Raw genomic sequence first — 25,457 nt, forward strand, 5'->3', positions numbered from 1 at the left:
AAAATTTCACCCCACATACCGTATCATCGCCACCTCATCACAATAATCAACTTTTGGACAATGTCTACAATCAATCCACACTTTTTCTGGCAATGCTTCTCTATTCACAAAATCAAACCCGCACTTTTGAAAAAAATCTGTTTCATATGTTAAAGAAATTACTCTATTCACTTTTATTTTTGCCGCCTCATTCATTACATGATTCACTAACTTACGCCCTATCCCTTTTCCTGCATATGTATGCGAAACTACTAACGATCGTACTTCTGCGAGATCCTCTCCTAACACATGCAAACCAGCAACTCCAACGACTTCCTCCCCTTCTTTCATAACATATAAACATTGTAAATATTGATAGAGAGACAAAAGAGAACGCGGCAAAACAATTCCTTCTTTTGCATACATTTCAATGAGATTATAAATTCCTTTCACATCACTTGTAACCGCATTAAAGATTTTCATATTATATCCCCTTGCCCCAGTGTTAATATTTATAACATTATATGAATTTTAATTCATAATTTCATATAATAATACATCTCTCTTTTCTCTCCGTCAATCACTTTTCTGAATTTTATCCCGCATTAACGGGCAGTAAGACTCCCACCTCAAAATTCGGCTGAAGCAAAGAAGGTAGGTGGGAGTCGGGCTGCCCCTAAACGCCCGATTGGTGAAGGCTAATAATCAGTGGTGGATGAACAAAACCCCCACTGATTAAAGTTTCACTTTACACAAACAAAAAACCAAGCAACTTAATCGATGCTCGGTTCCTCATTTCGTATCGGCAATACCGTCGAATATTTAATTTCACGAAGTGCTAAACTCGTCTGTATCCGTGTAATACCAAGCTTGTTCAACTTTCTAATAAACTGCTCCAGTTCTTTACGATCACGATTCGCAACTTTTAATAAATAATCATACTCTCCTGTTAAACAGTGACATTCTAACACTTCAGGCATAGATTCTAATTCTCGTTCTAACACTTCCAGCTTTTCATACTGATGAATATTCGTACTCATAAAAATGAAACATAATAAATCAAATCCAAGCTTTTCTTGATTTAAAATTGCTACTTGCTTATCAATAAAACCTTCCCCATCTAACCTTTTTATTCGTGCATGCATCGCAGCTGGAGATAAATTAACACGGCGTGCTAGTTCTGCATTACTTACTTGTGATTCTTTCTGCAATATATCTAAAATTTTCACATCCAAATCATCAAGCACTTTAATAACAGATGACTCCATCAAAATTCCCCCTTTTTTCTTACCGACGATTATTCGAAGAAACATCTCATAACTTATATAAAACTGAATGTTTTTCTGCAAATAATATTTCTAACGAAACATTTTATCGAGTTTTTACCATTATACAAAAGAATATATTAGATAATAAAGAAAAATGCTAAAATTATTTACAGTTCATTCTTATTTCAACAAAGGGGTTTTTAGCATGCCTTATTTTTACGTCTTTTTACTATTATTAACAAGCTTATTATGGGGAGGAAATTTTGTCGTTGGGAAATCACTTGTCGATCATGCGTCTCCGATGACACTGACAAGTTTAAGATGGATGATTGCGATTGTTTGTTTATTACCACTCGTATGGTTTAAAGAGAAGAAAATTATTCCACCGCGTGCTGCTATAATCCCGTTAGTAATTATGGGAATTACAGGCGTCGCTCTTTTCAACATTTTTCAATTTTTAGCATTAGAAAAAACATCCGCAACGAATGTAGGTCTTATTTCTACATTGAACGCTATTTCAATTGCATTATTTTCTGTGCTGTTTCTAAAAGAAAAAGTAAATACGCTTCAAATTCTTTCTATGATTCTTTCATTTTTTGGGGTCATCCTCGTTCTTTTAAAGGGAAACTTTGCTCTTTTATTTTCACTACATTTTAATAGCGGAGATTTATGGATGATTGCAGCAGTTTGTATTTGGGGCATTTATTCTGTTTGTAGTAAATGGGCGACAAAAACAGTTACACCGCTAATGGCTACATTATATTCTGGCATTTTTGGTGTCATTTTATTGCTTCCATTTAACATAGGTAGCTTCACTGTTTCCAATATCAACTCTTCCTTCATAACATCACTTTTATATACAGGACTCATTTCAACAGTACTTTGTATGGTGTTTTGGAATATTGGTGTACAGAAATTAGGCGCTACTACATCGGGGATTTTTCTAAATTTCAATCCAATTTTCACAGCTATTTTAGCATTTATTTTCCTTGGAGAAGAACTAACATGGATTCAAATTTTCGGGACAATTATCGTCGTTACAGGGTGCTATTTATTCTCTCATTTTAAAACTGTTTCTCCTCAGACGACTAGAACTTTAGTACGAAAGCATTCTTAATGAAAAAGCATCGCCACCAGAGTGGCGATGTTTTTATTTACCTTTCATTTCTTTCACATACTGTTTTTCTTCTTCTGGCGATAAACGTTCTGTTGCCTTTCCGGTATCACCACCTTGAATTTCCCACAAAAAGTTATGCTCCTCAACCGTCTGTGAAAAATCCCCTTTCTCCCAACGCTCTAAAGTAGAAAGTAGCTTTGATTTATATTTAAAATTAGTACTGCTTTCTACTGCGTTCTTCGCACTACTAATTTCCTTATTTGTCATTTCGATAAATCCCCATTTCTCAGAGGATTTCACTTTTTGATGTACCATCCTATGCATTGTAGAAATAATTTCATCTTCACTAACTTGTGGCTTCTCTTCCTTTACTTTCTTCTCCTGTTGATCCATTACTTTTTGTACTTTAAGGCTCTTCTCCTCCTCCTCTATATAATTAAGAAGTTTAGTAACACCGAATACAGCTCCTACCGCAATTACAATCATTGTAATTGTCCCTATTATCCATTTTTTCATATTATGTACTCCCCATTCCCCCTAATAATTACATAAACAAATGGAATCGCCTGCACATAGTCGATTCCATTTGTTTCCTTATTTCATTTTAAGCCTTCATCGCTTCTCGTACAATGTAACTGTCCACATATTGCTTAAATTTCACGATTTTTCCATTTTCAAGCTGCCACACATGAACAAATTCCGCCTCAAATGATTTTCCCGTCTCTTTATAAACTCCTGAGTAAACACCTTCAGCAATAATCACATCTTTTCCGTTTACTTCATGGTACGTCTTTACACTCGCTTTATAATCATCCCATTCTGATCCTAAACGACTAAATACATTTTCCATTATAGCTTCTGTACCTATATACGTTCCGCCGTACGGAAAACCTTCTGCCTCTGTCCATTCCACTTTTTCAGAAAATGCTTCCGCTAAATGTCTTGCATTCGAAGAAGCTGATCCTTCATACGTGCTTTGAATAATTTCTAAATTTGTTTTTTGCTTCATTATTTTTTCACCCCAAACGCGTTTGCCGCTACAACAAGTCCAATTTCTAACGCTTTAACGTGCGGGAACCGCTCCTTTATTGCCGTTTGAATTTCTTCACTTGAAGGATTTCCTGCAAGAACTTCATCAAATGCAACTAAATATTTACGAGTATGTTTAATCGCGTCTGCTGTATTTGGTACGTCATAATCACGATGACCCGCTACAACAATTTCAGGATGAAGATTTTCAAGTTCACTTAATGTTTCTAACCATTTATGACGAGCTTCAGCATCTGTTTCTAACGTCCATACGAAAGTATTGTTATAAACGATATCGCCTGTAACAACGGCTTTTAATGATGGAATCCATACATAACTATTATTCGGTGTATCACCTTGCAAACCACCTTTAATGATTAAATCATTTCCCTCTAAAATCAATTTCTCTTCTGTTAATTCCTCTGGAACAATTGGTTGATGAGGAACATTATGCCCAATAGATGGTTTCCACTGTTCCACTTTCTTCTCAAATGTGTTACGAATATCTTCAACAGTATTCCGTAATGCAACAATCTTCGCTTCTGGAAATGCTTCATGTAATACATTTAATCCAAAATAGTGATCTGGATGGAAATGAGTCACATAAATATGAGTTAAATTCTTTCCTGTTTCAATAATTTGAGCTGCTAAACGGTGCGCATCACTTAATAAAAATTGTGCATCGATAAGAATTGCATTTTTTTCTCCGTATACAATTGTGGATGTAACTTGAAATGCTTGCTCAGATCCTGTAAAAACCTCTAAATGTAATTTTGACATGTTATTTCCTCCACTTTTTATTTACTCTTTTATATTCCTTTATTCTTTAAGCTTTATTCTAGTTGTAACTAATTTAGTTACAACTAGAATAAAAAAATATATGAATCATTTTATTACTAATCGACTCGTTGTAATCATTATAGTTACACCGAGTCGTCAAGTCAACACTAAAAAAATAAAATTTACTTCGTTTTCATTACTTTCTCTTTTAAGAAACGATCTACATATCCTTCTGCTTTTACAACGAATAAATACGCACCCATTGATAATAATGCAAGATCTAATTCATATCCCGGATTCTTTCCATCTCCTAATAAGCCTGCTGCTCCATTTACCTTTACGATAGCTCCAGCCAAAATAAGAGCGAATAACAATCCTACATACCTCACGCCTAAACCGATAATCAATAATATACCACCAACTAATTCAACTGTTGCTACGCCGTATGCAAGACCACCTGGTAAACCGATGCTTGTAAACCATCCTGCTACGTTATCTATACCTGATTGAAACTTTGCTAAACCGTGTGCAAAAAAAGTAACTCCTAATACGATACGAATAATTAAATTCCCAATATATTGATTCATTCTGAACTCTCCTTTTTTGTTTTGTTATGGTGAACATTTATTCACAAGACAAAACAATACGGTATTTCTTTTCATTCGTCAAATACTTTTTTAAAGAAACCAAAAAACATTATCCTTTTTGCAGATAATGTTTTTTATAAAATAGTGCTAATTCAAGCTTTCGCTCTATTACTTAGAAAAAAGTTGAAAATTTTTCCCAGCACCTATATAGGACAATAAAGACACATCTTCTTCCATCACCATTCCAACAACATTCACTTTCCTATCTTCAGGTAAATCATTTATAACTATTTGCATTTCACCAGCATATCTACCGTACAATTCATTATCAATTGTAATACTGCCTCGTTTTCTTGAAATTGTATTCATCGGTTGTAATGCAACTTTATTTTCTTCCCGCGATTCTACAGAACGAATTACATCACGAGCCGGATCTAACCTATTTGTATGCACTTGCTCTACCACTTTTAATACTTCACTTGCATTTATAAATGACTCATATCGCAGCGGAATAATCCCTCTACTCGCACTCGAGATTTCTTGTACACTCTCTAGGCTCCCGCTTATATCTCCAATTAGCACTTTATCAACAGCACAATCTTGCACAAGTTCTAAATAAGCTTCAAGCGGCCGCATATAGCGGTGTTTTTCTAACGTCGGTAAACCTTCATATAATGGACCGCGTTTTTCACCATCTCCCGAAATAAATGCCATCGTTTTTATTCCGCACTCATGTAAATACTTATTTTGTTTTTGCAAAAACGACTTTGCTAATCCTGTTTCTGGACGCGGATAAAAATTATGCCACGCTTCTACTCGATCTACTCGTATATTTTCCGCAAGTAACTCTTTCCAAAATGATTCTGTAATCGTACTCGCATTTAAAGCTACCTTCATCTTATGAGATACACGTGCGATTTCTTTTGGCGTAATACCGTAATCCATTCGAAAACCAGTAATGCCCCACTCCAATAATTCTTCCACATTTTCATACGTTATTCCTAAATGGTTTAACGACTTCGGGGAGACATCAACCATTAATTCCATTTCATTTTCGAGAGCTTGCTTCCCAAGTATTTGAATTAACTCCTTATACGTATTCGGATCATCTTCTGGAATGTGAAGAGATGTAAAAATAGATGAAAATCCGTTTTCTTTCGCTAGTTTTAACCATGCTTCTTGTTTCTCTACGCGCTCTTTTGAAAGATAAATTGAAACTCCTATCATATGAATCTCTCCTTCTATTAATATAAAAAAAGAGAAAGGAATCCCTTTCTCTATATGTTTTCTGCCATTTCTTCTTTAAAGCCGAAGAAGTACGTAAAGATGAATCCGAACGTATATGCCACTACTAATCCAAGGAAATATAATAAATATTTATTATCAGCAATTAACGGAATTAATGATAATCCTGATACACCTATTCCGAGTGAAGCCGTTTTCATAACAGCTTGGAATGCACCACCGACAGCCGCTCCTAAACAAGCAGTAATAAACGGTTTCCCAAGTGGCAATGTAACCCCGTATAATAGCGGTTCGCCAATTCCTAAAAATCCTACTGGTAATCCACCTTTAATCACATTACGAAGGCGTTTATTTTTTGTTTTCACATAAATCGCAATTGCTGCTCCTACTTGCCCAGCGCCAGCCATTGCGAGTACTGGTAATAAAGGCGTTACGTGCGTTTGATTAATAAATTCCATATGAATCGGTGTTAAACCGTGATGTAATCCGACCATTACGAGAGGTAAAAATGTTCCGGCAAGCACAGCTCCAGCAAATGCTCCGCCAACATTTAAAATTGCATTAATACCGCTTGTAATACCATCAGATAAGAAGCCTGCTACTGGCTGAATCGCTAACATCGTTACTATACTTACAGCTAATACAGTAATGAGTGGTGTTACGATAATATCAACTGCATTTGGCACAGCTTTTCGCACTCGTCTCTCAACTACAACCATAAGCCATGCTGCAAAAATAACTGCAAATAATCCGCCCCGTCCGGGTACGAGCGCTTCACCGAATAATTTTACATTCGCCATCGCTGGGTTGAAAATTAAAATACCTGCAATTGCCCCAAGAACTGGTGTCCCGCCAAATTCTTTCGCTGTATTCCAACCGACTAAAATTCCTAAGAATGTAAAGATACCGCCGCCAATAAGTAGTAGCATTTGTAGCCACGTTGCATTCGGATCAGCACCTGCGTTTTTCGCAAAGTTAGCAACCCCATTTATAATTCCTGACGCAACAAGCCCCGGAATTAGCGGAATGAAAATACTTCCTATTTTTCTTAAAAAGTTTTTCACTGGTGTATTATTTTTCTTCTTAATCTCTGACTTCATCTCTTGCCCAAGATCTTCAAGGTGATGATCTGCCACCTCACCAATTCGCAGTCCCGTTAAACCTTCCATCTCAGCTGCTACTTTATTTACTGTCCCTGGTCCAACAACAACTTGAAGCGTCTCATCTTCAATAACGCCCATAACCCCTTCAACCTTTTTCAAAAGGTCCATATTCACTTTACTTTCATCATGAAGCGTTAATCGCAGTCTCGTCATACAATGAGCAATGCCACGAATATTTTTTACTCCCCCAAGTTGCTCTGAAATCTCTTTGGCCATTCTCTCTTCTTTCTTCATAATAGAATCCCCCTCCCCAAAGTTTAAAGTGCTTTCTTCACAAATCCTTTCGCACCTTTTAATTTTTCTAGTGCTTCCCCATATTCACACTGTAGTAATATCATAACGATTGCAGCTTTCACATTTCGATCTGCTTTCTCATAACACTCTGTAGCTACTTCATAACTAGCGCCTGTCGCTTCAACAATAATTCGTTTTGAGCGTTCTACCAATTTTTCATTTGTAGATTGAACATCTACCATTAAGTTTTTATATACTTTCCCTACACCAATCATAGACGCTGTAGAAATCATATTGAGTACTAACTTTTGCGCTGTGCCAGCCTTCAACCGTGTTGAGCCTGTTAATATTTCTGCGCCTGTTTCCACTTCCACATTTAGTTTTGCATATTTACTTATTTCAGCATTTTTATTACAGGAAATACTAGCTGTACTTGCTCCCACGCTACTTGCATATTTCAATCCGCCAATTACATATGGTGTTCTACCACTTGCTGCAATTCCGATAACTGTATCTTTCTCATTCAACCCAATGCTTTTTAAATCTTCTTCTGCTAACTCTTCGCGATCTTCGGCACCTTCCACCGCCTTAGTAAACGCTTTCAATCCACCTGCTATAAATCCTTGCACCATTTTATCATCTGTTCCAAATGTCGGGGGACATTCTACTGCGTCTAAAATGCCTAAACGGCCACTCGTACCAGCCCCAATATAAATTAAACGGCCTTCTTCTTCAAAAGACTTAGTAACAATTTGTACAACCTTTTCAATTTCTTCTATTTCATTTTCAACTGCTAACGCAACAGTTCGATCTTCTTCATTCATACTTTGTAACACTTCTTTTATACTCATCTCATCTAGATTCATCGTTTTCTCATTACGGTGTTCTGTCGATAAATTCTCTAACATATTGCCACCCTCTTCGAAATTATATTTCACACTTTTATTATAACTTTAAGAAACTAAAAATCAATAACTCTTTCTTATTTTATGAAATAAAATTTCACGACATGACATATTTGTGTCAAAGATAATAAAAAAGATGAGTCTCCCCATCTTTTCTTCTACTTCAATTTCCGTAACCGTAATGCTTCTTCTCTCGTCTCCATAAATTGATCTAATACTTTATTACCAATTCGATTGAAAGTAATCACGTATAAAGCATCAATCATATTCAGTTGCGTCATTCTCGAAGCAATACTCGCAATGCGATGGTCTTGCTCTACATCTGGCATACAAAGGCGAATGTCTGCCGCTTTATATAACGGAGATGATTGGTCTAGCTTCGTAATCGCAATAACTGTAGCCCCTCGCTTCTTCGCATATTGCGCCATTTCAAGTACATCTTTCGTACGACCAGAAGTTGAAATCGCAACAAATATATCTCCCTCTTTTAAATTCGTGACGAGTGGCAACATCATATGAAAATCAGATAGCATCATCGCTGTAAATCCGAGCCTTGTAAATTTATAAGCCCCGTCCATCGCCGGAGTAGCCGATCCGCCTACTCCGTAAAATATAATTTTATCCGCATTTACAATACGATCTGCAGCTTTCTCAAGTTCCTTTTTATCTATCGCAGTAACACTCGCCTCAATTGCAGCTTTATTCACATATGTAACTTTATTAAACAAATCGTACGGTCCATCTTCCGTATTCATCACTGAAAAATCATTAATATTATAATCAGCAATCGTTAATTCACGAACGAGCGCTATCTTAAATGTTTTAAAGCTTCCGATTCCAATCGATTTACAAAAGCGAACAACACTCGCCTCACTTGCACCTGCATTCGTTGACACTTCTTTCGTCGTTAAATTCGGAACAATCTCAGCATTCTCCATTATGTACATGGCCACCTTCTTTTCAGCTGGTGAAAATTGATCCATACTACTTTCAATTTTAAATAGTAATGTTGAAGCTTTCACTATTTAACCTCCACTTCTTACGGTTGCGTATATTCTCTAATATCATTTGTATCATATAGATAAAAACCATCATTGCCAGGTGGATGGTGAACAATTACAGTTCGATTCCCTTTTTTATATGACGTTATTTCACCTTCAGATCGCTGTTTTTCCCATCCATGTATCCAAATTGCAAAGTCAGGTACAAAAGCAGTGTACTTATAGTCTTTCGGGTTTTCGTCTTCTACATAGGAAGAAAAAATAGAAACTGGAAAATTTTTCACTTTTGACTCTTTCCATGCAGTAAATGGTATACATAGTGCAATAAGTATGATTACACCTATAACTTTCCCCTTTGTAATCTTCACACTTCCCTCTCCTTGTCATATCACATACATAGATTTTATCATAATTACAATCCATTCATGCTACATGACCACTGCATTTTGCAATAAGAAAAGAGCTTACCTACATCAGATAAGCCCTTCCTCTCTATACAAAATACTTCTTCAAAAGCGGCGGCGTAATAATTGTCGTCAATATAACAACAATGACAATCGCTGTGAAATTTTCTTTCGCTAACAAATTCGCCGCAAGTCCATTTGCTGCAATGATAAGCGCTACTTCCCCGCGCGACACCATTCCCGCACCAATACTAATAGAAGATTGTAAGTTAAACCCTGTTAATCTTGCTCCTAAACCTGATCCGATTAACTTTGTAAAAATTGCGATGAGCGTCATAATGATAATGAACCAAAGTTGGCTTCCGATACCTTGAAATGTAATTTCCATTCCAATACTTACGAAGAAAACCGGTACGAATATCGCGTAAGCAATCGGTTCAATTTTATGTTCCACTTCATGCTTATACTCTGTTTGCGAAATCGCAATTCCTGCTGCAAATGCCCCAATAATACCTGCGATTCCCATCATTTCACTGTAATACGAAAAAGAGAAACAAATAATAAGTGCAGCACTAATTAACGCTTCTGTTACGCGAAGTGGTACGAGCATTTTCATAATCCACGGAACAACTTTCCAAGCGATGAAAACAATACTTACAAAAAAGATGATTTTCTTTGCAATGACTAGCGTTACATTTACATCTTGTGTGCCTAAAAAACTCATGACAAACGCTAATAAAATAACGACAATTACATCATCAAATACAGCTGCACCTAAAATCGTCGTACTTTCTCTCGTATTCATTTTCCCTAAATCTCTTAGCGTTTGAACAGAAATACTAACCGATGTGGCACAAAGTAATAACCCTAAAAAAATCGCATGCGACTGTAACATTCCAAAAGCAAGCCCTGCTAAATACCCACCAAGGAATGGGAAAATAATTCCTCCCATCGCTACTGCGAATGCAGATTTTAAATTACGATTTAACTCTTCTAAATCAGTTTCGAGTCCTGCCATAAACATAAGTAGCAAAACACCGATTTCGCTAAGCTCATCAATAAGTTCTGAACTATTAATAATACCTAGCACAGCCGGACCGATAATAATACCAACGATTAATTTACCAAGTACAGAGGGCTGGCCAAGTCTTACGCTAATATCACCAGCTAATTTCGTACAAAGTAAAATGACGACAAGTTCAAAATAAAATAACATAACATCTTCTCCTACTTTATAAAGTGAAACTTTAATCAGTGGGGAATTTCCCCATCCTCACTGATTATTAGTTAAACCAATCGGGCAGTTAATGCGGGATAAAGTGAAACTTTAATGAGTGTTTTTGTCACTCTGTTAACCCTCGTCCATTCCTGCAAGTAGTTTCCCCTATTCATTCGAATATTATTTGTCACATTTTTATTTGACAAAATATTCTGAATTATAATAAAATTAATCCAGAAATTTCAAAAAACTACATACCATAACTGTACCTTTATTCACTGACGTACTCTTTTCCAATGGATTCACACTATTCGCAGTTATGGAGATGAAAAACGGGAGGAGAGTCCAAAGTGAAGTCATTATTACGAAAAAAAGCGCTTAGTACTGAATCACCACGACAGCTAGATAGAACATTAACGGCACTCGATTTAACGTTTTTAGGAATCGGCGCCGTAATTGGGACAGGGATTTTTGTATTAACAGGTATCGTAGCGGCAAAACATTCTGGCCCTGGTATTATGTTATCATTCCTTATTGCTGCATTTACTTGTGCTTGTGTAGCCTTTTGTTATGCCGAATTTGCTTCTTCTATTCCTGTCTCAGGAAGTGTGTATACTTACGCATACATGACAGTCGGAGAAGTTGTCGCCTTTATCGTTGGTTGGTGTTTAATGCTCGAATATTTACTCGCTGTTGCAGCGGTAGCTGTTGGCTGGTCTGGATACTTACAATCATTGCTTCAAGGGTTCAATATACACCTTCCCACCATTATTTCCTCGGCCCCTGGTACAGGAAAAGGTGGTCTCATTGATTTACCAGCTGTTTGTATTTTACTTCTCATTACTGGGCTTTTAAGTTTTGGTATACGCGAAAGCGCACGCATTAATAATGTTATGGTCCTTATCAAATTAGCAGTTATTATCGCCTTTATCGTAGCAGGCGCAAAATATGTAAAGCCTGAAAATTGGACACCGTTCATTCCATTCGGGTACGACGGTATTATTACCGGAGCTGCGACTGTCTTCTTCGCCTTTTTAGGTTTTGATGCAATCGCAACCGCGGCAGAAGAAACGAAAAAACCGCAGCGTGATTTACCAATTGGCATTATCGGTTCCCTTCTTATTTGTACAGTTTTATACATGATCGTATCTTTCGTTTTAACAGGCATGGTTCCTTATACGCAATTAGACGTTTCTGATCCAGTTGCATTTGCACTACATTTCGTTGGTGAAGATACTATTGCGGGGCTACTTGCAGTTGGTGCGATGACAGGAATGACAACCGTTCTTTTAGTCGTTATGTATGGACAAGTTCGTGTTTCTTATGCAATGAGCCGAGACGGCTTACTCCCAAAAGCTTTATCACGCGTAAATAAAAAAGTAAAAATCCCTTTATTAAACACATGGATTACTGGAGTATTTGCAGCTTTATTAGCAGGACTTTTAGACCTACATTTACTAGCGAATTTAGTAAACATCGGTACGTTAACAGCCTTCACATTCGTTTGCTTTGCTGTACTTATTTTACGGAAAACTCATCCTGATTTAAAACGAGGCTTCCGCACACCACTCGTACCTGCACTACCGGTTGTCGCTATTCTTTGTTGTTTATATTTAATGACTAATTTGTCCAAAACGACATGGATCAGCTTTTCATTTTGGCTTATAGTCGGTTTATGCGTATACTTCTTCTACTCTAGAAAACATAGTCATTTAGCTACTAAAAAAACAAATGATGAGAAAAAAGAAGTATAAAAAAATAGCTCGCCTATAATAAAGGCGAGCTATTTTCATTAACGATTGTAAAACGAAAAATACACCGATCAACTTTTGTATACTTATCCCGCTATTTGCCGGGCAGTAAGACTCCCACTGATTAAAGTTTCACTTTATTCTCCCTTACTTCGTCTCTTTCTTTTTCTTTCTCCACGCGTTTACACTATCAAAGAAAAAGTTAATAAATAGCGTTCCTAATCCCGCTAATAAAAATGTCATTAAAAATAGAATCCATATACTTTTATCTTTTAATAAATAATATCCTACAAGGAGCACAACGGCGATCCATACATATTCAAGAATTCTTTTTAGCTTTTTCTCTTCCAAATTATTCGCTCCCTTTTTCTATACTACTTTTAGTATAACAAAAAAAAAGCCTATCATGATAAGCTTCTTTTTCTTATACCTTATTTGTTGATGCTTTTTTCAACCAGTGAAATAGCGTACTCTAACGTACGATTCATCGTTTCTACCTGTGCATCTTTTACTTTCACATCTTTTACTACAGCTTCTGCAACTGTAATTTTTTGACTCAATGATCTCACTGAACCGTCCGTTACATTTGCAGCTTGTGCTTTTTTCACTACTGCTTTTGCAGATTCAATATTCACTTGTAATTTTTCTTTCGGTGTTTTTGGCTGTTCTTCTGCTACCTTTGATTGTACAAATGTTTGGTTTGCTGTTTTTAATTCATTATACGTTTGAACAATTTGTTCTCCTGTACTTGCTATATTCTCAAACACTTTCTTTGCATTGTCATAACTTCTTTTTAATTCGTTAAAAGCTGCTTGGGAATACTGACCTGGTTTTTCACCAAATTCATAAGTACCAGCTAACACTTCTTTCACTTTTCCACTCTCTTCATATAACGCATTTACTTGCTCTAATTTTGTACGATTAGAAAATTCGTTATATGCTGCTAATACTTCTGAAGAACTTAATGCTTTACTATATAATTTTGCTAACGCAATTTGTCCATTTAACGGAATACCACCATTTCCATTGCTATCTGGATCTGCACCAAGTGCAAATGGTACGTTCGGGTGATATACTTTCCCTTGAGCTGGCTGACTATTTACTTTTTTACCATCTACATAAATTGCTACTTCACTTCCATTATACGTTCCTGTTAAATGATACGTTTTGTTTGCTTCTAATTGAACACCTACACGTTTATAACTTCCGCCAATATGAGCCCATAATTCCACATATCCACTTCCTGTAGACTCAAAACCAATTCCACCGCTCTCTGTATTTTGCAAAATACCTTGTCCGCGAATTTCATTCATTGAAAATACAGTTTCTAACGTAAATGAATTTGCTACTTTTTCTTTTTGTGTTGCTGAAAATGGAAGGTACCCAAATGTATTTGCTTTTCCATTTAATTTCATTACATTTGTTTTCAACGCTTTATCATATTCAATAGATACATTTCCTTTCACATCACCTTTTGTTCCAAACGGTGAGTTATCTTTAAATGTACCATCTAAGAAATTCACATCAAAAACGTCTGCCTTTGGTACTTTCACATTCGGATCAATATTATCTTTTTTCGTTGTGATTTCTGCAGTTAACGGTTGCGCACTTTCATTGCCAAACGAATCAATCGCAACTACTTCAAGTGTATATGATTTCCCGCCATCTAATCCTGCCAGTGTAAATGTAAGTTCTTTCGGCACTGGATCACGATAAAACTCTGAGAATGCTAATAACTTATTTTTAATCTCACCTGTTTGTTTATCCTTTGCTTGCAAGCGATAAGAGTGAACAAGAAGGTTGTCCAACGCTTGCTGGAATGTTACTGTTGCTGCATTTTCTGTTACATTTGATACAGCAAGCTTTGCATCTTTTGCAAAGTATGGTTTTTCTTTATCACGATCTTCTACATGAGTAAATGTTTCTTTCTTTGATGGTAATTTAATTTTCCAAGGTTCACCTGTCCAAGAATTCGTATGGAAGTCGCGGCGATTAATCGTTACTTCTTTATCATCCACTTCTACTAATAAACCTTGGCTTAATGTACTAGCTCCTGGCGGGATATTTCCTTGTACTTTACCACCTTCAACTTCCATATAACTTACAGAAGATGTACCAACTGATGTAAAATCTTTTTGATGAATCGATCTTGGATCATCTAACGGATAATGTGAATGACCTGAAAACGTAATGACTTGTGGATATTCTTTTAATACCGCATTAATTTTCGCACTATCTTTCGTTCCCCATTCTTGGCTACCGTACACTGTATCTTTAATATGTTGATGTAAAAACACAAAAATCGGTTTTTCTGGATCATCTTTTTGTGCCTTTGCCATTTCTTCTTTTAACCAATTAATTTGCTTGTCCGAATAATAGCCATGTGTTGTCCCATCCTCTGGAGACATAACAAGGAAATGATACCCTTTTACCACCTTATGATAATAAACCGATTCCATTCCTGTCTTTTCTAAGAAACGCTTCTGTGCTCCCTCTACAGATAAGCCGTTCCAATAATCATGATTACCTAGAGAATTCATTCGTACCGCATCTTTATTTGCATTTTCGTTATACACTTGCATGAAACGATCATATTGCTTTACTGAACCCGAATCAGTAAAATCACCTACAATGACAAACGCATCTTGCTTTGGTGCAAGCGTATTAAATTGCTCAATCGCTCTTTTCCAGCGGAACGTATCATCTGTTCCACTATCTTTAATATGCACATCACTTACAACTGGGAAAACGATTTTCTTCTCACTTGGTGCCTTTTCTTGCTTTTTCTCTTCCGCTTTAACCGACGTACTCCACGGTAATGATACAAATGCCAATACAAACACCATTAATAATCCAATAAGACCTTTTACTTTTCGTAAAGCAGTTCTTTCCACGTGAATCCTCCTCATAATAATTGATTCATTACAAGGGCTATTTTATCTTAAACATATTAATATCGTTTAAATAACAAATGAATTTTATTAGATTTTTGTAAATATACAGTTAATTAAGTGTTAAGTCCAACATTACTCGTACTATTGTATACAACCACCTTTTGTCTAAAAGAGTCTGATCCTTCTTTTCCCATGTCTATTCACATATAATCTTTTCTATAACATTAATGATAAGTTAAGCTGTAAGCCTATTAGACAATCTTAATTTTAAAAATTTTCTTCTTTTCTTAACACATCGGCCATGCTTCTACATTTAATAGTAGTAAAAGACAACTTAAAAAGGAGGGGTTGTATTGAAGAACAAAAAAAATATTGGCTGTTTCGCTCCTTTATCTATCATTTGTCCAGACCCTTGTCCACCGCCCCCTCCTCCAAATCCAAGTTGTGAGCGAGTAACAAATGAATTTGCAGGGAATTTCCTCATAACTAACAACACCATTCCCTCTACCAAAGATGCACTACAATCAATGATACTGTGGCAAAGTGATGGGATACTACTTATATCAGGTACTGTCTCGGTTTACAATAGTACTAGCAGCACTGAAGCAATTACAATTCAAATCATTGGAGCAGTAACCAATATTTTCACTGTGTTTCCTGGCAATACAATATCTTACACAGGTAAAGATTTAAAATCCGTTAGTATTATTAATATACAAAATAATCCTTCACTATATTTAGAAGGCAAGTACTGTTGCCAATTTACATGTTGCTTATAGAATACCAATTTTATTACTTCCTCAATTTAAAAAAAGCATACCATTTACGGTATGCTTTTTTTATGAAATTGGATAACGTACTGTAATACAAAACTCGCCTTGATTAACAGTTGTTCCTGTCGTAGTAATTCGGACAGTAGTAAAATATCGTACAGTGAAAGTACCACTACTTTGTGGTTGTACAGTAATTGTATCAACTACTGTAGCACCGACTAAAAAATCAACTGTAATGGGATTCGCGCCTACATCATATTTCACATAACCTGAACCATATACTTCTTGTGTAATATTATTCGTATATACAATTTGAGTACCAGCACCTGTAATAGACCAGTCTGTACATACTTGATCTTGCACAAGTGTTTTATTAGAACAACAAGACAAACCGGAACTTCTCATTCCCATTTCGATCCTCTCCTATTCTACTATGAAAGTGGATAACGTGTTGTAATACAAAATTCTCCCTGATACGTTCCACCAGGTGTTGCAGGTAGCACAACTTGTATACTAGCAAAGCGGCGATACGTAAAAGCGATACTCGTTCCTGGGTTTAATGTTTGTGTATCAATTGTAGCCCCAGCAGAATCAAGCGCTTCTACAGTAATTGGACCTGGACCAACATCATATTTAACAAAACCAGTACCAACTACATTTTGGTTAATATTATTTGTATAAAGAACATTATCAATTGCTGTTGCAACTACAGTAGCAGACCACGGACTACACACTTTATCTTGCACATAATTTTTATCTGGACAGCAAGTTAATGCTGACCCTGAGCACTCACAAGACATAGTTGTTTCCCCTCTCTCTTTTATATTCCCTATATGTGTATGTCCCTCAGAGTCTTTTGCCTGTACTATTCATCTATTTTCAAAAAATATGCAAATTCCATTACCAATGACTAGATAGATTCCGATCTGTTTCGTTTTTTCATAAATTTATAGATTAAAATACCACCTACAATAATAAGAACGACGGCTAATATCGGTAGCATATATTGTCCAACAACACCCGCTGCTTTTTCCCAATGCGGACCTAATTTCATTCCAAAATAAATATACAAAGTCGTTAATGGGAACATTGCTACAAATGTATATATGCTAAATTTCCATATGTTCATTTTCGCCATACCACATGGAACGGAAATAAGCGTTCGAACTCCTGGCACAAAGCGTCCAACAAATGCTACAACCGGTCCATATTTTTCAAAGAAATCATCTGCTTTTTGAATTTGTTCTTCTTTAATGAAGAAGTATTTCCCGTATTTTATTAATAGAGGACGACCACCGTAATACCCGAGCGCATATAACGTTAAAGGTCCTGTCGTTCCGCCAAGCGTTCCAGCTAATACAGCTAGCCAAAAATTCATATCACCCTCGTATACCCAATATCCAACCATAGGCAAAACTACCTCTGCTGGAATAAACTCAAAAGTTAAAGCTAACACGACTCCAAAATAAGAAAACTGCTTTAAAAACTCGATTATATCTAAAATAATTTGCTCCATATTTTCAACTCCTATCCTACGTTTACGTTATGCTTTTCTTGCAATTGCACTGGCGCCATTTTTACAATTCGATTTAAAATAAATAACACAATTCCAATATCATCTAAAATACCGATAAACGGTAAGAAGTCTGGAATTAAATCGAGCGGCATCGCTACATAACCAACTAAAAAAGCAATAGATAAGATTTTCTTCTTTATGGAAACCTCTTTTGAAGTAAAAAAGTCAAATAGAAATGGAACAAAACGGCGGACATGAAATATAACTCTTAATCTACTAATAAGTTTTTTCATTTTCTAGCTCCTCTCTTTGTATACAAAAAGGACCCTACCAAATATGGTAAGGGTCCTAAAAAGACAATAAGGGGCCTTTACCATTGCTGGTAAAGGTCTCACTAACAACGAAACGTTGCCAATAAAGCCGAGGGTTTCTCCCTGTAATGACGACTTTACTGTAATAAGTTACTCCCCTTTAGATACACAATTTTATACAATCACATTAAGATATTTGGAGGGGCTTGTCAATATTTTTTTCATAATGAAACCTGTTCACATACTTCTATCACTGTTACAATTTGTCTGCTTAATCTTCCCTACAATCTATTTTTAAAGCGGATTACATTTCGGTATCTCTAACCCTGAGGATTGTGCTAACTTCAATAAATAGTAACACTCCTCCCTCGCCATATGATCCGCCATCCTGGCTGATAATGAACTTAATATTTGCTCAGACAACTCTAATTCTTCTACTTCTCGAAGGAAATGCGAGAATAACTTTAGCTCTAGTGAAACGTCTTTTGTAAACTTCTTCAAAGCTGGAAAATGTTTCAGTTCTGACCGTAAATAACCTGTCATTTCAACTGCTTTTAAATAAAATTGTTCAAAATGTTTAGCAAACAAATCACTTTTCTCCTTCAATCTTTTTTCCACAACATCTAATCCGCCTGAAATAGAACCAGCATGCCCTGCTGCATCCGTTAACCACGCGAGATGATAGTGTAGTTCATGAAAAACGGGCGGGACTTCTCCCCTCCCTAAGTATTCTAATACTGTTATATATTCCTCCACTTCATTTACCATATGATTAATAAAAGTCGGAGTAAAATGAATCACAATTTTACCTTCCAATTGCTTTTGTATAATATTTAATTTAAATGCTCGAATCTCCTCTGCAGCTTGTTCTGCATCTTTTGAAAATGCAATAAAATTTACAGTATGAATTTCATTTAAAAAGTTCGTGAATTTTTCTACAAAATAGGTGGCTTTCTGTATATCTTCTTTCTCCTGTGGAGCTAAAGCATCTAGTAAAAACTGAGCATGATCCCCAAGAACTTTGAGCCAAAATTTATGTTCAAACAGTGCGCTTTCTTCATACATTCTATCCACACTATCCCCCCTATGGTTACTCATGCCTCTGATGAAATTTGAAGCTTATAGCAATCTGGATCATACAGAGTAATTACCACCCCATCCGCATGCTGTTCTTCCGCAAAAGATATTTTGTAAAACTGTAATTTTCTCTTTACTTTTTCCATATCAGAAATTGAAAAGGTTATTAATTCACACGAAGAATTAGCAACCTTCTCTCGCCCTCGTAAATTCCGATTTACCACAAAACAAATTCTCGTTAAACCAACGTCATACCAAACACCTGTTACATGTAGTTGAGGTCTCTCCTTGCTTGGTTTAAAGCCTAAAATCCCTTCATAAAAATACAATGTTTCCTTTAAATTTTTTGATTCTAATACGATGCATGTTGTAATGCCTTCCATCCTCAACTCCCCCTGTCTCTATTAGTTTTTTATATGAGTCATAAATGACAATTATGTACGAATACAATACATAGTAATGGATATTTCATTTATAAAGGAGGCGTGTAACATGGATAAATTCATGAAATCCTTCATACCTTATCATGGTCCAAACGATCCTTGTCCTCCAATTGGAAAGAAATATTACTCAACTCCCCCGCACTTATATATGGGCTTTCAACCAACTAATTTACCCCAATTCACACCAAAAGAAGCTTTAAGAAAAGGGACTTTATGGCCTGCCTTTTATGATTATTATGAAAATCCTTACAAAAAAGGACGGTGAATAAAGACGTGACACAAACATTGCCTGATGAATATTACAAATGGATTGAAGAACTTCAAGAATTAGACTTTGTATTAGTTGAACTTACTCTCTATTTAGATACGCATCCCGACGATACTGCAGCTATAAATCAATTCAACGATTTTTCTTATAAACGAAGAGTATTAAAACAAAAAATCGAAGAAAAATACGGACCACTTCAGCAGTTTGGAAATAGTTATTCTAACGCTCCATGGGAATGGAGCAAAGGACCGTGGCCATGGCAAATATGAAGGAGAGAAACTATGTGGATTTATGAAAAAAAATTACAATATCCTGTTAAAGTGAGTACTTGTAATCCAGCACTCGCAAGATTATTAGTTGAACAGTACGGTGGTGCGGACGGCGAACTAGCTGCTGCTCTTCGCTACTTAAATCAACGTTATACAATTCCTGATAAAGTCGTTGGCTTACTAACCGATATTGGTACAGAAGAGTTCGCACATTTAGAAATGATTGCTACAATGATTTATAAATTAACAAAAGATGCAACACCTGAACAAATGAAAGCTGCCGGATTAGACGCGCATTATGCGAATCATGATAGCGCCTTGTTTTACCATAATGCAGGTGGTGTTCCTTTTACTGCCACTTACATTCAAGCGAAAGGAGATCCTATCGCAGATTTATACGAGGATATTGCAGCTGAAGAAAAAGCACGAGCGACTTATCAATGGCTAATTGATTTATCAGACGATCCCGATATAAATGATAGCTTACGCTTTTTACGCGAACGAGAAATTGTCCATTCTCAACGTTTCCGAGAAGCTGTAGAAATTTTAAAAGAAGAACGTGATAGGCAAATTTATTTTTAATACACATATCCTAGCGATATGTGTTTTTTTACGTTAAAAGTGAAATTCTTCCTGCATTAACATATAAATAGTATATTTATTCAATTTTACGCATTATTTTAAAATATTTTTAAAATTCCCTCTTGCTTTCTAGTCATCAGACCTTTAAAATAATAACAGTTAATCGACAAATTATTTGAATTTTCGACAAAAAAACGCTCATTAGGAGGCTTTTCTTTATATGCGTACAACTTTAAAACCAGCGCAAATACTTTCGATTAGTTTATTACTATTCGCAGTTTTCTTCGGTGCTGGTAATATGATTTTCCCGCCTCTTCTCGGTCTTTCTTCCGGAGAAAATATGTGGGTTTCCATTACAGGATTTATTATTACAGATGTCGGTTTATCTTTACTAGCTATCGTCGCTGTTGCCCTTGCTGGTGGTAGTTTTAATACTTTAGCGAGCCGTGTTCACCCAAAATTCGCAGCAGTATTCGCTATCATTATTTATCTTTCCATCGGCCCACTATTTGTTATTCCACGAACTGGAACTGTATCTTATGAAATTGGGATTGCACCACTTTTCCCAGATCAATGGTACTCTATGTTAGTTTTTAGTGCGATTTTCTTTATAGTCGTCTACTTCTTATCGTTAAATCCATCCAAATTAGTAGATCATATCGGAAAAATATTAACGCCAATTTTGCTTGGAATTATTGCAATTATGGCAACAAAGGCGATTCTTTCACCAGTATCGTTCGCAGAACCTGTTGGTGACTATAAAGAAATCCCATTTTTCAAAGGATTTCTCGAAGGCTTTTTAACATTAGATGCAATCGGAGCTCTCGTATTATCAACAATTGTTGTAAATGCAATTCGCCAAAACGGTATACAAGATAAGAAATCCATTGCGAAATATACAATTATTTGCGGAAGCATTGCGGCTCTTTTCTTAACAATTGTTTACTTCTTACTAGGTTATATCGGCGCTTCAAACGGAAACTTAGGACAATTTGAAAATGGCGGTCAACTATTAGCAACTATTATGTATCAATTCTTTGGGACAAGCGGTAATGTTTTATTAAGTATCGCAATTATAGCTGCTTGTTTAACGACTGCAATCGGTGTTGTAAGTGCATTCGCCAACTATTTCACAACAGTATTAACAAATGTTTCATATAAGAAGCTTGTACTATACGTTTGTATTTTTAGCTTCGTTATTTCAAACTTAGGATTAAGTTTATTAATCAAAATTACATTACCCGTATTAATTATTTTATATCCAATTACAATCATTTTAATTTTCGTATCATTTATCGATAAATATACGAAACGTAAACCTTCTGTCTATATCGGAGCGATGATCGCAGCATTCATTATTAGCTGTATTCATGCACTTGATAATGTGGGAATGATACCAAGTTTTATCGCTAATATCGTACACACAATTCCTTTTTATAACTTAGGAATCGGCTGGATCGTTCCAGCAATAATCGGTGGTATAATCGGATACTGTATTCCGCAAACAGAAGCTGCAGGTGAAGTTTCTACAAAATAAAGAAAAAAAGCAAGCATGAAATCCATGCTTGCTTCTTTTTATTTTCTATCGCTGAATACAGTATTTGTATATGAGCGAACAGTTAACATATAGTAGCCTAAGTAAATCATGATATACACTCCTATACTACCTAGTAAAGGAAGACTATATTCAAACATCCCTGTAAAGCCCATCAAACTTAAAAATGCAAAGAATGTATGACAAATCGCAAGCAGTAATGGTACTACGAAAATCGCTCCTACTTGTTTTCTTACAGACTCTGTTGCTTCTCTTTTCGTTAGTCCGATTTTCTTTAACATTCCATATGCTGGTCGCTCTGCCAGCGCTTCTGTTATTTGTTTAAAGTATAAAATACAGCCAGTAGCCAGAATAAAAACAATCCCTAAAAATACACTTGCAAATAACAACACTGCACCATCTTGCAACTCAGCTTGACTCGCCTGTTCAAATGATTGGAATTTCGCTTCCTTAAAAAGAATAGTCTCTAGCTCTTTCGTTAGCTCTCTACTACCGTTTCCTTCAACGATAAATCCACTTACCTTTGAAACAGCATTTCCTTGCTGCAACTTATTAAATAACGAGTCTTGAACAACAAGTCCAACTGGCGCAAGTTTCGCACTAACAATTGTTTCCTCACGATGCTCAACAATTGTTATACCATTCTTCATCCCTTCAAAGGACACGTTGTTTCCTTCAAGCGAATTCTTTTCAATGTTATATGATTTATACGGATCTAATAAAATTGCTTCCTTTTCCGAATGAAGCACAGCTTTTTTATTCCCTAACATAGAAGCTGATTTATTAAAATCCGACTCTTTTATAACTTGTACATTACCATTACCTATTAAATACCCAGTTAATATTTGTTCTCCATCTATCTTCCCTTGCATAGAGAGCATAACTACAGACGTTTCATGTTTGATTGCTAACTCATGCTTTTGAATTTCTTCTCTAACTTTCTTATCTAATCCTTTTCCAGTTGTTACATATTCATAACTAACTGGATTCATTAATGCCGCTGTCTTCTGCGCTCCATAATACATACTAGAACTAATTCCAATCGTACATAACGTTACCGCACTTAATAAAGATAATAGCGCCAGCATCTTTACGTTTCCTTTTATTCTGAAGAACAATGAAGAAATGGATAAAATGTTCGTTCCATTCCAATATTTCGTTTTATCTCCCTTTATTTTATGGAGTGATTTCACTGTATATTGCTCAAATAGTAAAAACGTACCTTTTACAATACAACCAAAAATAAGTAGACCTGTAATAAAAATGGCTCCAAACCCAAAAACTTGTGTGAGTAGCGCAATGATATAACCTGTAATTAATAAAACAATCGCTCGTTTTGCCTTCTTACTTGAATACGTGGGTGCCTCTTCTCTCTGATTTTCACCATATAATAATTCAACTAAACGATGCTCATAAATTAACTTTTTACTTTTCCATGATGCAATAAAGAAAATTGCGCCTATCGTTATAAGAACTTCTACTATAGATAAAAATGAAATCGTAAATGTAAAAGTAAACGCACTTCCCATTAACTTCACAAGAAGCCCTGCGCATATATTCGCTATAAATAAACCAGCAAGAATACCTAACACACTTGCCGCACCACCAACTAATAACGTTTCATAAAAGAGTAACTTCGCAATTTCTTCTTTACGGATACCTAATAAACTGTATAGCGCAATTTCTTTTTTCTTCTTTCGCAAAAAGAAGCTATTACAATAAAAAACAAATATCGTCAAAAAGATAATCAACAATATTTGTGCAAACGTAAATGTCGTTTCCACCTTATCCGATTCTTTTAAAAGAGCTACTACACTTTCATTTCGTTTAATCGATACGAATGTAAAATAAATAATAATGCTGCCTACTAATGAAATAAAGTATAGAAAATAATCTTTCATATTTCGTTTTATACTACGTTTTGATACTTCTAAAAAATCCATCGTATACCTTCACCTGCTCTCGCATTTCTCTATACATGAAGTGTATACGAAATTGTATTTCTCCCCTATCGATTTTCATTACATCTCTCTTACGATATTGTAATATAACAAAATAAAAGAACCTAGTTTCCTAGGTTCTTCACATCGTATGTTTAAAAGTAAATAACTCTTCTTTTGACTGCACAGCAGATTGTTCCGCTTCTACATCCGTCTTCTTTATCTCTCCCCCTAATCGAACTTTTGTCATCGCTTCTTCTATACTTTTCACAATCATATTTCCTGAAAAAATAGTAAGCCCGAAAAATGTAATTGGGACGAGAGGAATCCACGGATGCACCGTTAAGGATCTAAAGTATACTCCAATTAAACCTGACCATTCATGCGTGTAAGAGTCTACTTCTTCTACCGGTCCGAAAAACTTAACAGTTCCGCCAAAGAATACTTCCAGTAGCCCTAAGTGCAGTAAAATAGTAAGAGTTTGCGTAAACTGTTGAAGAAATACGAGTATAAACGTCATATAAAGATGCGGAAAAAGATGCTTTATAACAATATGTCTTCTCGATCCACCTAATATGCGCGCGGCATCAATAAATTCTTCCGTTTGTAATTTACGAACTTCCTTCGCAACATACAGTGCAATAACCGGCATCGCAAGCATTACAAGTAATACCACTTGAAACGAAGCTCTTTCAAAAAAAGTTGTTGTTTCCTCTCCATTTCCAAAGGTATTCACAGAGCGAAGCAAGAAATACGCAATCATAACTGTTGGAATGACTGTAAAACTATCAAAGAAAGCCTCAATCTTTGAAAAGCCTTTTTTTATGTATGTTCCGAGCAAAACACCGAAAAACACACCCATTACCATTCTAAGTAATGCGATTAAAAACGATATTCCAATCGTCCACTTTGCTCCCTCAATTACTAAATGTAAAAGGTCATATCCTTTCCGGTCTGTCCCAAGTAAAAATTGTAATGAAGGTGAAAACGGTGGTACTTGTGGATTTTCATCCGCATCATATTGCAATGTAACTTGTCTAATATGTCCATCATTCCATATCGTATTTCCGATGCTCAAAAGAACTAATATGAGAAGAAACCCAATGCTTATCCAAAATCTTTTATCGTGTTTTATATACGTCCACAT

Annotated in this window: 29 protein-coding genes; 7 read left to right on the forward strand and 22 right to left on the reverse strand. The window is 35.8% G+C overall.

Annotated features, from left to right (window positions below):
- Positions 1–6: 6 nt before the first annotated feature.
- Together AC0IXC_RS21550 and AC0IXC_RS21555 are read right to left on the reverse strand one after the other, a co-directional pair.
- Positions 7–462: an N-acetyltransferase gene (locus AC0IXC_RS21550; RefSeq protein WP_471653266.1), complete on the reverse strand. Its 456-nt coding sequence runs from the start codon at positions 460–462 to the stop codon at positions 7–9.
- A gap of 290 nt (positions 463–752) precedes the next feature.
- Positions 753–1,247, reverse strand: a complete 495-nt coding sequence (locus AC0IXC_RS21555) for an Lrp/AsnC family transcriptional regulator (protein WP_002188423.1) — start codon at positions 1,245–1,247, stop codon at positions 753–755.
- Between the two features lie 205 nt (positions 1,248–1,452).
- Here AC0IXC_RS21555 and AC0IXC_RS21560 point away from each other — a divergent pair, with 205 nt between their 5' ends.
- The gene (locus AC0IXC_RS21560) at positions 1,453–2,364 is read left to right on the forward strand and encodes a DMT family transporter (RefSeq protein WP_256485645.1); all 912 of its coding nucleotides are present in this window, start codon (positions 1,453–1,455) and stop codon (positions 2,362–2,364) included.
- 33 nt (positions 2,365–2,397) lie between these two features.
- Here the strand turns inward: AC0IXC_RS21560 and AC0IXC_RS21565 are convergent, their stop codons facing one another.
- The 10 genes from AC0IXC_RS21565 to AC0IXC_RS21610 all read right to left on the reverse strand — a co-directional run bounded on the left by AC0IXC_RS21565 (position 2,398) and on the right by AC0IXC_RS21610 (position 10,928).
- Positions 2,398–2,880, reverse strand: coding sequence for a PRK06770 family protein (locus AC0IXC_RS21565; RefSeq protein ID WP_002087394.1), 483 nt, complete (start codon positions 2,878–2,880; stop codon positions 2,398–2,400).
- Between the two features lie 88 nt (positions 2,881–2,968).
- Positions 2,969–3,373 carry a nuclear transport factor 2 family protein gene (locus AC0IXC_RS21570; protein WP_341086658.1) on the reverse strand — a complete coding sequence of 135 codons (405 nt, stop codon included), beginning with the start codon at positions 3,371–3,373 and terminating at the stop codon, positions 2,969–2,971.
- Positions 3,373–4,173, reverse strand: coding sequence for an MBL fold metallo-hydrolase (locus AC0IXC_RS21575; RefSeq protein WP_326997025.1), 801 nt, complete (start codon positions 4,171–4,173; stop codon positions 3,373–3,375). The genes AC0IXC_RS21570 and AC0IXC_RS21575 overlap by 1 nt, the downstream gene beginning before the upstream one ends.
- A gap of 182 nt (positions 4,174–4,355) precedes the next feature.
- Positions 4,356–4,760 (reverse strand): DoxX family protein, encoded by a 405-nt coding sequence (locus tag AC0IXC_RS21580; RefSeq protein ID WP_001077751.1) that lies wholly within the window; start codon positions 4,758–4,760, stop codon positions 4,356–4,358.
- A gap of 168 nt (positions 4,761–4,928) precedes the next feature.
- Complete coding sequence (locus AC0IXC_RS21585) at positions 4,929–5,987, reverse strand: DUF871 domain-containing protein (RefSeq protein WP_471653267.1); 1,059 nt, start codon at positions 5,985–5,987, stop codon at positions 4,929–4,931.
- 50 nt (positions 5,988–6,037) lie between these two features.
- A complete protein-coding gene (locus tag AC0IXC_RS21590; RefSeq protein WP_002029962.1) occupies positions 6,038–7,402 on the reverse strand; it encodes a PTS transporter subunit EIIC in 1,365 nt (454 codons plus the stop codon).
- Positions 7,403–7,425: 23 nt separating this feature from the next.
- Positions 7,426–8,310, reverse strand: coding sequence for an N-acetylmuramic acid 6-phosphate etherase (gene murQ / locus AC0IXC_RS21595; protein WP_326997023.1), 885 nt, complete (start codon positions 8,308–8,310; stop codon positions 7,426–7,428).
- Between the two features lie 155 nt (positions 8,311–8,465).
- The gene (locus tag AC0IXC_RS21600) at positions 8,466–9,329 is read right to left on the reverse strand and encodes a MurR/RpiR family transcriptional regulator (RefSeq protein ID WP_326997022.1); all 864 of its coding nucleotides are present in this window, start codon (positions 9,327–9,329) and stop codon (positions 8,466–8,468) included.
- A 17-nt stretch (positions 9,330–9,346) separates the two neighbouring features.
- The gene (locus AC0IXC_RS21605; RefSeq protein ID WP_341086662.1) at positions 9,347–9,676 is read right to left on the reverse strand and encodes an outer surface protein; all 330 of its coding nucleotides are present in this window, start codon (positions 9,674–9,676) and stop codon (positions 9,347–9,349) included.
- Between the two features lie 124 nt (positions 9,677–9,800).
- Positions 9,801–10,928: a cation:proton antiporter gene (locus AC0IXC_RS21610; protein WP_002010790.1), complete on the reverse strand. Its 1,128-nt coding sequence runs from the start codon at positions 10,926–10,928 to the stop codon at positions 9,801–9,803.
- A gap of 353 nt (positions 10,929–11,281) precedes the next feature.
- Between AC0IXC_RS21610 and AC0IXC_RS21615 the strand changes: the two genes are divergently transcribed.
- Positions 11,282–12,685: an amino acid permease gene (locus tag AC0IXC_RS21615; protein ID WP_002029953.1), complete on the forward strand. Its 1,404-nt coding sequence runs from the start codon at positions 11,282–11,284 to the stop codon at positions 12,683–12,685.
- A 144-nt stretch (positions 12,686–12,829) separates the two neighbouring features.
- Here the strand turns inward: AC0IXC_RS21615 and AC0IXC_RS21620 are convergent, their stop codons facing one another.
- Together AC0IXC_RS21620 and AC0IXC_RS21625 are read right to left on the reverse strand one after the other, a co-directional pair.
- Entirely contained in the window at positions 12,830–13,033 is a 204-nt protein-coding gene (locus AC0IXC_RS21620) for a hypothetical protein (protein WP_000391506.1), read from the reverse strand.
- Positions 13,034–13,113: 80 nt separating this feature from the next.
- Positions 13,114–15,576, reverse strand: coding sequence for a LamG-like jellyroll fold domain-containing protein (locus tag AC0IXC_RS21625; protein WP_471653268.1), 2,463 nt, complete (start codon positions 15,574–15,576; stop codon positions 13,114–13,116).
- A gap of 353 nt (positions 15,577–15,929) precedes the next feature.
- Here AC0IXC_RS21625 and AC0IXC_RS21630 point away from each other — a divergent pair, with 353 nt between their 5' ends.
- Positions 15,930–16,355: an S-Ena type endospore appendage gene (locus tag AC0IXC_RS21630; RefSeq protein WP_002087412.1), complete on the forward strand. Its 426-nt coding sequence runs from the start codon at positions 15,930–15,932 to the stop codon at positions 16,353–16,355.
- Between the two features lie 60 nt (positions 16,356–16,415).
- On the opposite strand, the gene AC0IXC_RS21635 is transcribed toward AC0IXC_RS21630, so the two are convergent.
- From AC0IXC_RS21635 to AC0IXC_RS21660, 6 genes are all read right to left on the reverse strand, one after another.
- Complete coding sequence (locus AC0IXC_RS21635; protein WP_000525803.1) at positions 16,416–16,760, reverse strand: DUF3992 domain-containing protein; 345 nt, start codon at positions 16,758–16,760, stop codon at positions 16,416–16,418.
- 20 nt (positions 16,761–16,780) lie between these two features.
- Complete coding sequence (locus AC0IXC_RS21640; protein ID WP_002087413.1) at positions 16,781–17,149, reverse strand: DUF3992 domain-containing protein; 369 nt, start codon at positions 17,147–17,149, stop codon at positions 16,781–16,783.
- A 110-nt stretch (positions 17,150–17,259) separates the two neighbouring features.
- Positions 17,260–17,865 carry a DedA family protein gene (locus AC0IXC_RS21645; RefSeq protein ID WP_002010780.1) on the reverse strand — a complete coding sequence of 202 codons (606 nt, stop codon included), beginning with the start codon at positions 17,863–17,865 and terminating at the stop codon, positions 17,260–17,262.
- An 11-nt stretch (positions 17,866–17,876) separates the two neighbouring features.
- Positions 17,877–18,158 (reverse strand): YkvA family protein, encoded by a 282-nt coding sequence (locus AC0IXC_RS21650; RefSeq protein WP_107887871.1) that lies wholly within the window; start codon positions 18,156–18,158, stop codon positions 17,877–17,879.
- A 312-nt stretch (positions 18,159–18,470) separates the two neighbouring features.
- A complete protein-coding gene (locus tag AC0IXC_RS21655; protein WP_043331297.1) occupies positions 18,471–19,250 on the reverse strand; it encodes a DUF2935 domain-containing protein in 780 nt (259 codons plus the stop codon).
- Between the two features lie 20 nt (positions 19,251–19,270).
- Positions 19,271–19,636: a VOC family protein gene (locus AC0IXC_RS21660; RefSeq protein WP_000398543.1), complete on the reverse strand. Its 366-nt coding sequence runs from the start codon at positions 19,634–19,636 to the stop codon at positions 19,271–19,273.
- Between the two features lie 109 nt (positions 19,637–19,745).
- On the opposite strand from AC0IXC_RS21660, the gene AC0IXC_RS21665 reads away from it, so the two are divergent.
- The 4 genes from AC0IXC_RS21665 (at position 19,746) to brnQ2 (ending at position 22,352) form a co-directional block, all read left to right on the forward strand.
- Complete coding sequence (locus AC0IXC_RS21665; RefSeq protein ID WP_002140483.1) at positions 19,746–19,961, forward strand: spore coat associated protein CotJA; 216 nt, start codon at positions 19,746–19,748, stop codon at positions 19,959–19,961.
- 8 nt (positions 19,962–19,969) lie between these two features.
- On the forward strand, positions 19,970–20,233 hold the full coding sequence (locus AC0IXC_RS21670; protein WP_002140482.1) for a spore coat protein CotJB: 264 nt from the start codon (positions 19,970–19,972) through the stop codon (positions 20,231–20,233).
- Between the two features lie 12 nt (positions 20,234–20,245).
- A complete protein-coding gene (gene cotJC, locus AC0IXC_RS21675; RefSeq protein ID WP_002140479.1) occupies positions 20,246–20,815 on the forward strand; it encodes a spore coat protein CotJC in 570 nt (189 codons plus the stop codon).
- Positions 20,816–21,035: 220 nt separating this feature from the next.
- On the forward strand, positions 21,036–22,352 hold the full coding sequence (gene brnQ2, locus AC0IXC_RS21680) for a branched-chain amino acid transport system II carrier protein BrnQ2 (protein WP_002029943.1): 1,317 nt from the start codon (positions 21,036–21,038) through the stop codon (positions 22,350–22,352).
- 38 nt (positions 22,353–22,390) lie between these two features.
- Here the strand turns inward: brnQ2 and AC0IXC_RS21685 are convergent, their stop codons facing one another.
- Both AC0IXC_RS21685 and AC0IXC_RS21690 read right to left on the reverse strand, forming a co-directional pair.
- Positions 22,391–24,313 (reverse strand): FtsX-like permease family protein, encoded by a 1,923-nt coding sequence (locus AC0IXC_RS21685; protein WP_471653269.1) that lies wholly within the window; start codon positions 24,311–24,313, stop codon positions 22,391–22,393.
- 139 nt (positions 24,314–24,452) lie between these two features.
- The gene (locus AC0IXC_RS21690; RefSeq protein WP_471653270.1) at positions 24,453–25,457 is read right to left on the reverse strand and encodes an ABC transporter permease; all 1,005 of its coding nucleotides are present in this window, start codon (positions 25,455–25,457) and stop codon (positions 24,453–24,455) included.

This window comes from Bacillus sp. AC266 (genome assembly GCF_979253805.1).

Bases quoted from the DNA above. Each gene is read 5' to 3' on its own strand.
- AC0IXC_RS21550 (WP_471653266.1), bottom strand. From the start codon at position 462: ATGAAAATCTTTAATGCGGTTACAAGTGATGTGAAAGGAATTTATAAT.
- AC0IXC_RS21555 (WP_002188423.1), bottom strand. From the start codon at position 1,247: ATGGAGTCATCTGTTATTAAAGTGCTTGATGATTTGGATGTGAAAATT.
- AC0IXC_RS21560 (WP_256485645.1), top strand. From the start codon at position 1,453: ATGCCTTATTTTTACGTCTTTTTACTATTATTAACAAGCTTATTATGG.
- AC0IXC_RS21565 (WP_002087394.1), bottom strand. From the start codon at position 2,880: ATGAAAAAATGGATAATAGGGACAATTACAATGATTGTAATTGCGGTA.
- AC0IXC_RS21570 (WP_341086658.1), bottom strand. From the start codon at position 3,373: ATGAAGCAAAAAACAAATTTAGAAATTATTCAAAGCACGTATGAAGGA.
- AC0IXC_RS21575 (WP_326997025.1), bottom strand. From the start codon at position 4,173: ATGTCAAAATTACATTTAGAGGTTTTTACAGGATCTGAGCAAGCATTT.
- AC0IXC_RS21580 (WP_001077751.1), bottom strand. From the start codon at position 4,760: ATGAATCAATATATTGGGAATTTAATTATTCGTATCGTATTAGGAGTT.
- AC0IXC_RS21585 (WP_471653267.1), bottom strand. From the start codon at position 5,987: ATGATAGGAGTTTCAATTTATCTTTCAAAAGAGCGCGTAGAGAAACAA.
- AC0IXC_RS21590 (WP_002029962.1), bottom strand. From the start codon at position 7,402: ATGAAGAAAGAAGAGAGAATGGCCAAAGAGATTTCAGAGCAACTTGGG.
- murQ (WP_326997023.1), bottom strand. From the start codon at position 8,310: ATGTTAGAGAATTTATCGACAGAACACCGTAATGAGAAAACGATGAAT.
- AC0IXC_RS21610 (WP_002010790.1), bottom strand. From the start codon at position 10,928: ATGTTATTTTATTTTGAACTTGTCGTCATTTTACTTTGTACGAAATTA.
- AC0IXC_RS21635 (WP_000525803.1), bottom strand. From the start codon at position 16,760: ATGGGAATGAGAAGTTCCGGTTTGTCTTGTTGTTCTAATAAAACACTT.
- AC0IXC_RS21640 (WP_002087413.1), bottom strand. From the start codon at position 17,149: ATGTCTTGTGAGTGCTCAGGGTCAGCATTAACTTGCTGTCCAGATAAA.
- AC0IXC_RS21645 (WP_002010780.1), bottom strand. From the start codon at position 17,865: ATGGAGCAAATTATTTTAGATATAATCGAGTTTTTAAAGCAGTTTTCT.
- AC0IXC_RS21650 (WP_107887871.1), bottom strand. From the start codon at position 18,158: ATGAAAAAACTTATTAGTAGATTAAGAGTTATATTTCATGTCCGCCGT.
- AC0IXC_RS21660 (WP_000398543.1), bottom strand. From the start codon at position 19,636: ATGGAAGGCATTACAACATGCATCGTATTAGAATCAAAAAATTTAAAG.
- AC0IXC_RS21665 (WP_002140483.1), top strand. From the start codon at position 19,746: ATGGATAAATTCATGAAATCCTTCATACCTTATCATGGTCCAAACGAT.
- cotJC (WP_002140479.1), top strand. From the start codon at position 20,246: ATGTGGATTTATGAAAAAAAATTACAATATCCTGTTAAAGTGAGTACT.
- brnQ2 (WP_002029943.1), top strand. From the start codon at position 21,036: ATGCGTACAACTTTAAAACCAGCGCAAATACTTTCGATTAGTTTATTA.
- AC0IXC_RS21685 (WP_471653269.1), bottom strand. From the start codon at position 24,313: ATGGATTTTTTAGAAGTATCAAAACGTAGTATAAAACGAAATATGAAA.
- AC0IXC_RS21690 (WP_471653270.1), bottom strand. From the start codon at position 25,457: ATGTGGACGTATATAAAACACGATAAAAGATTTTGGATAAGCATTGGG.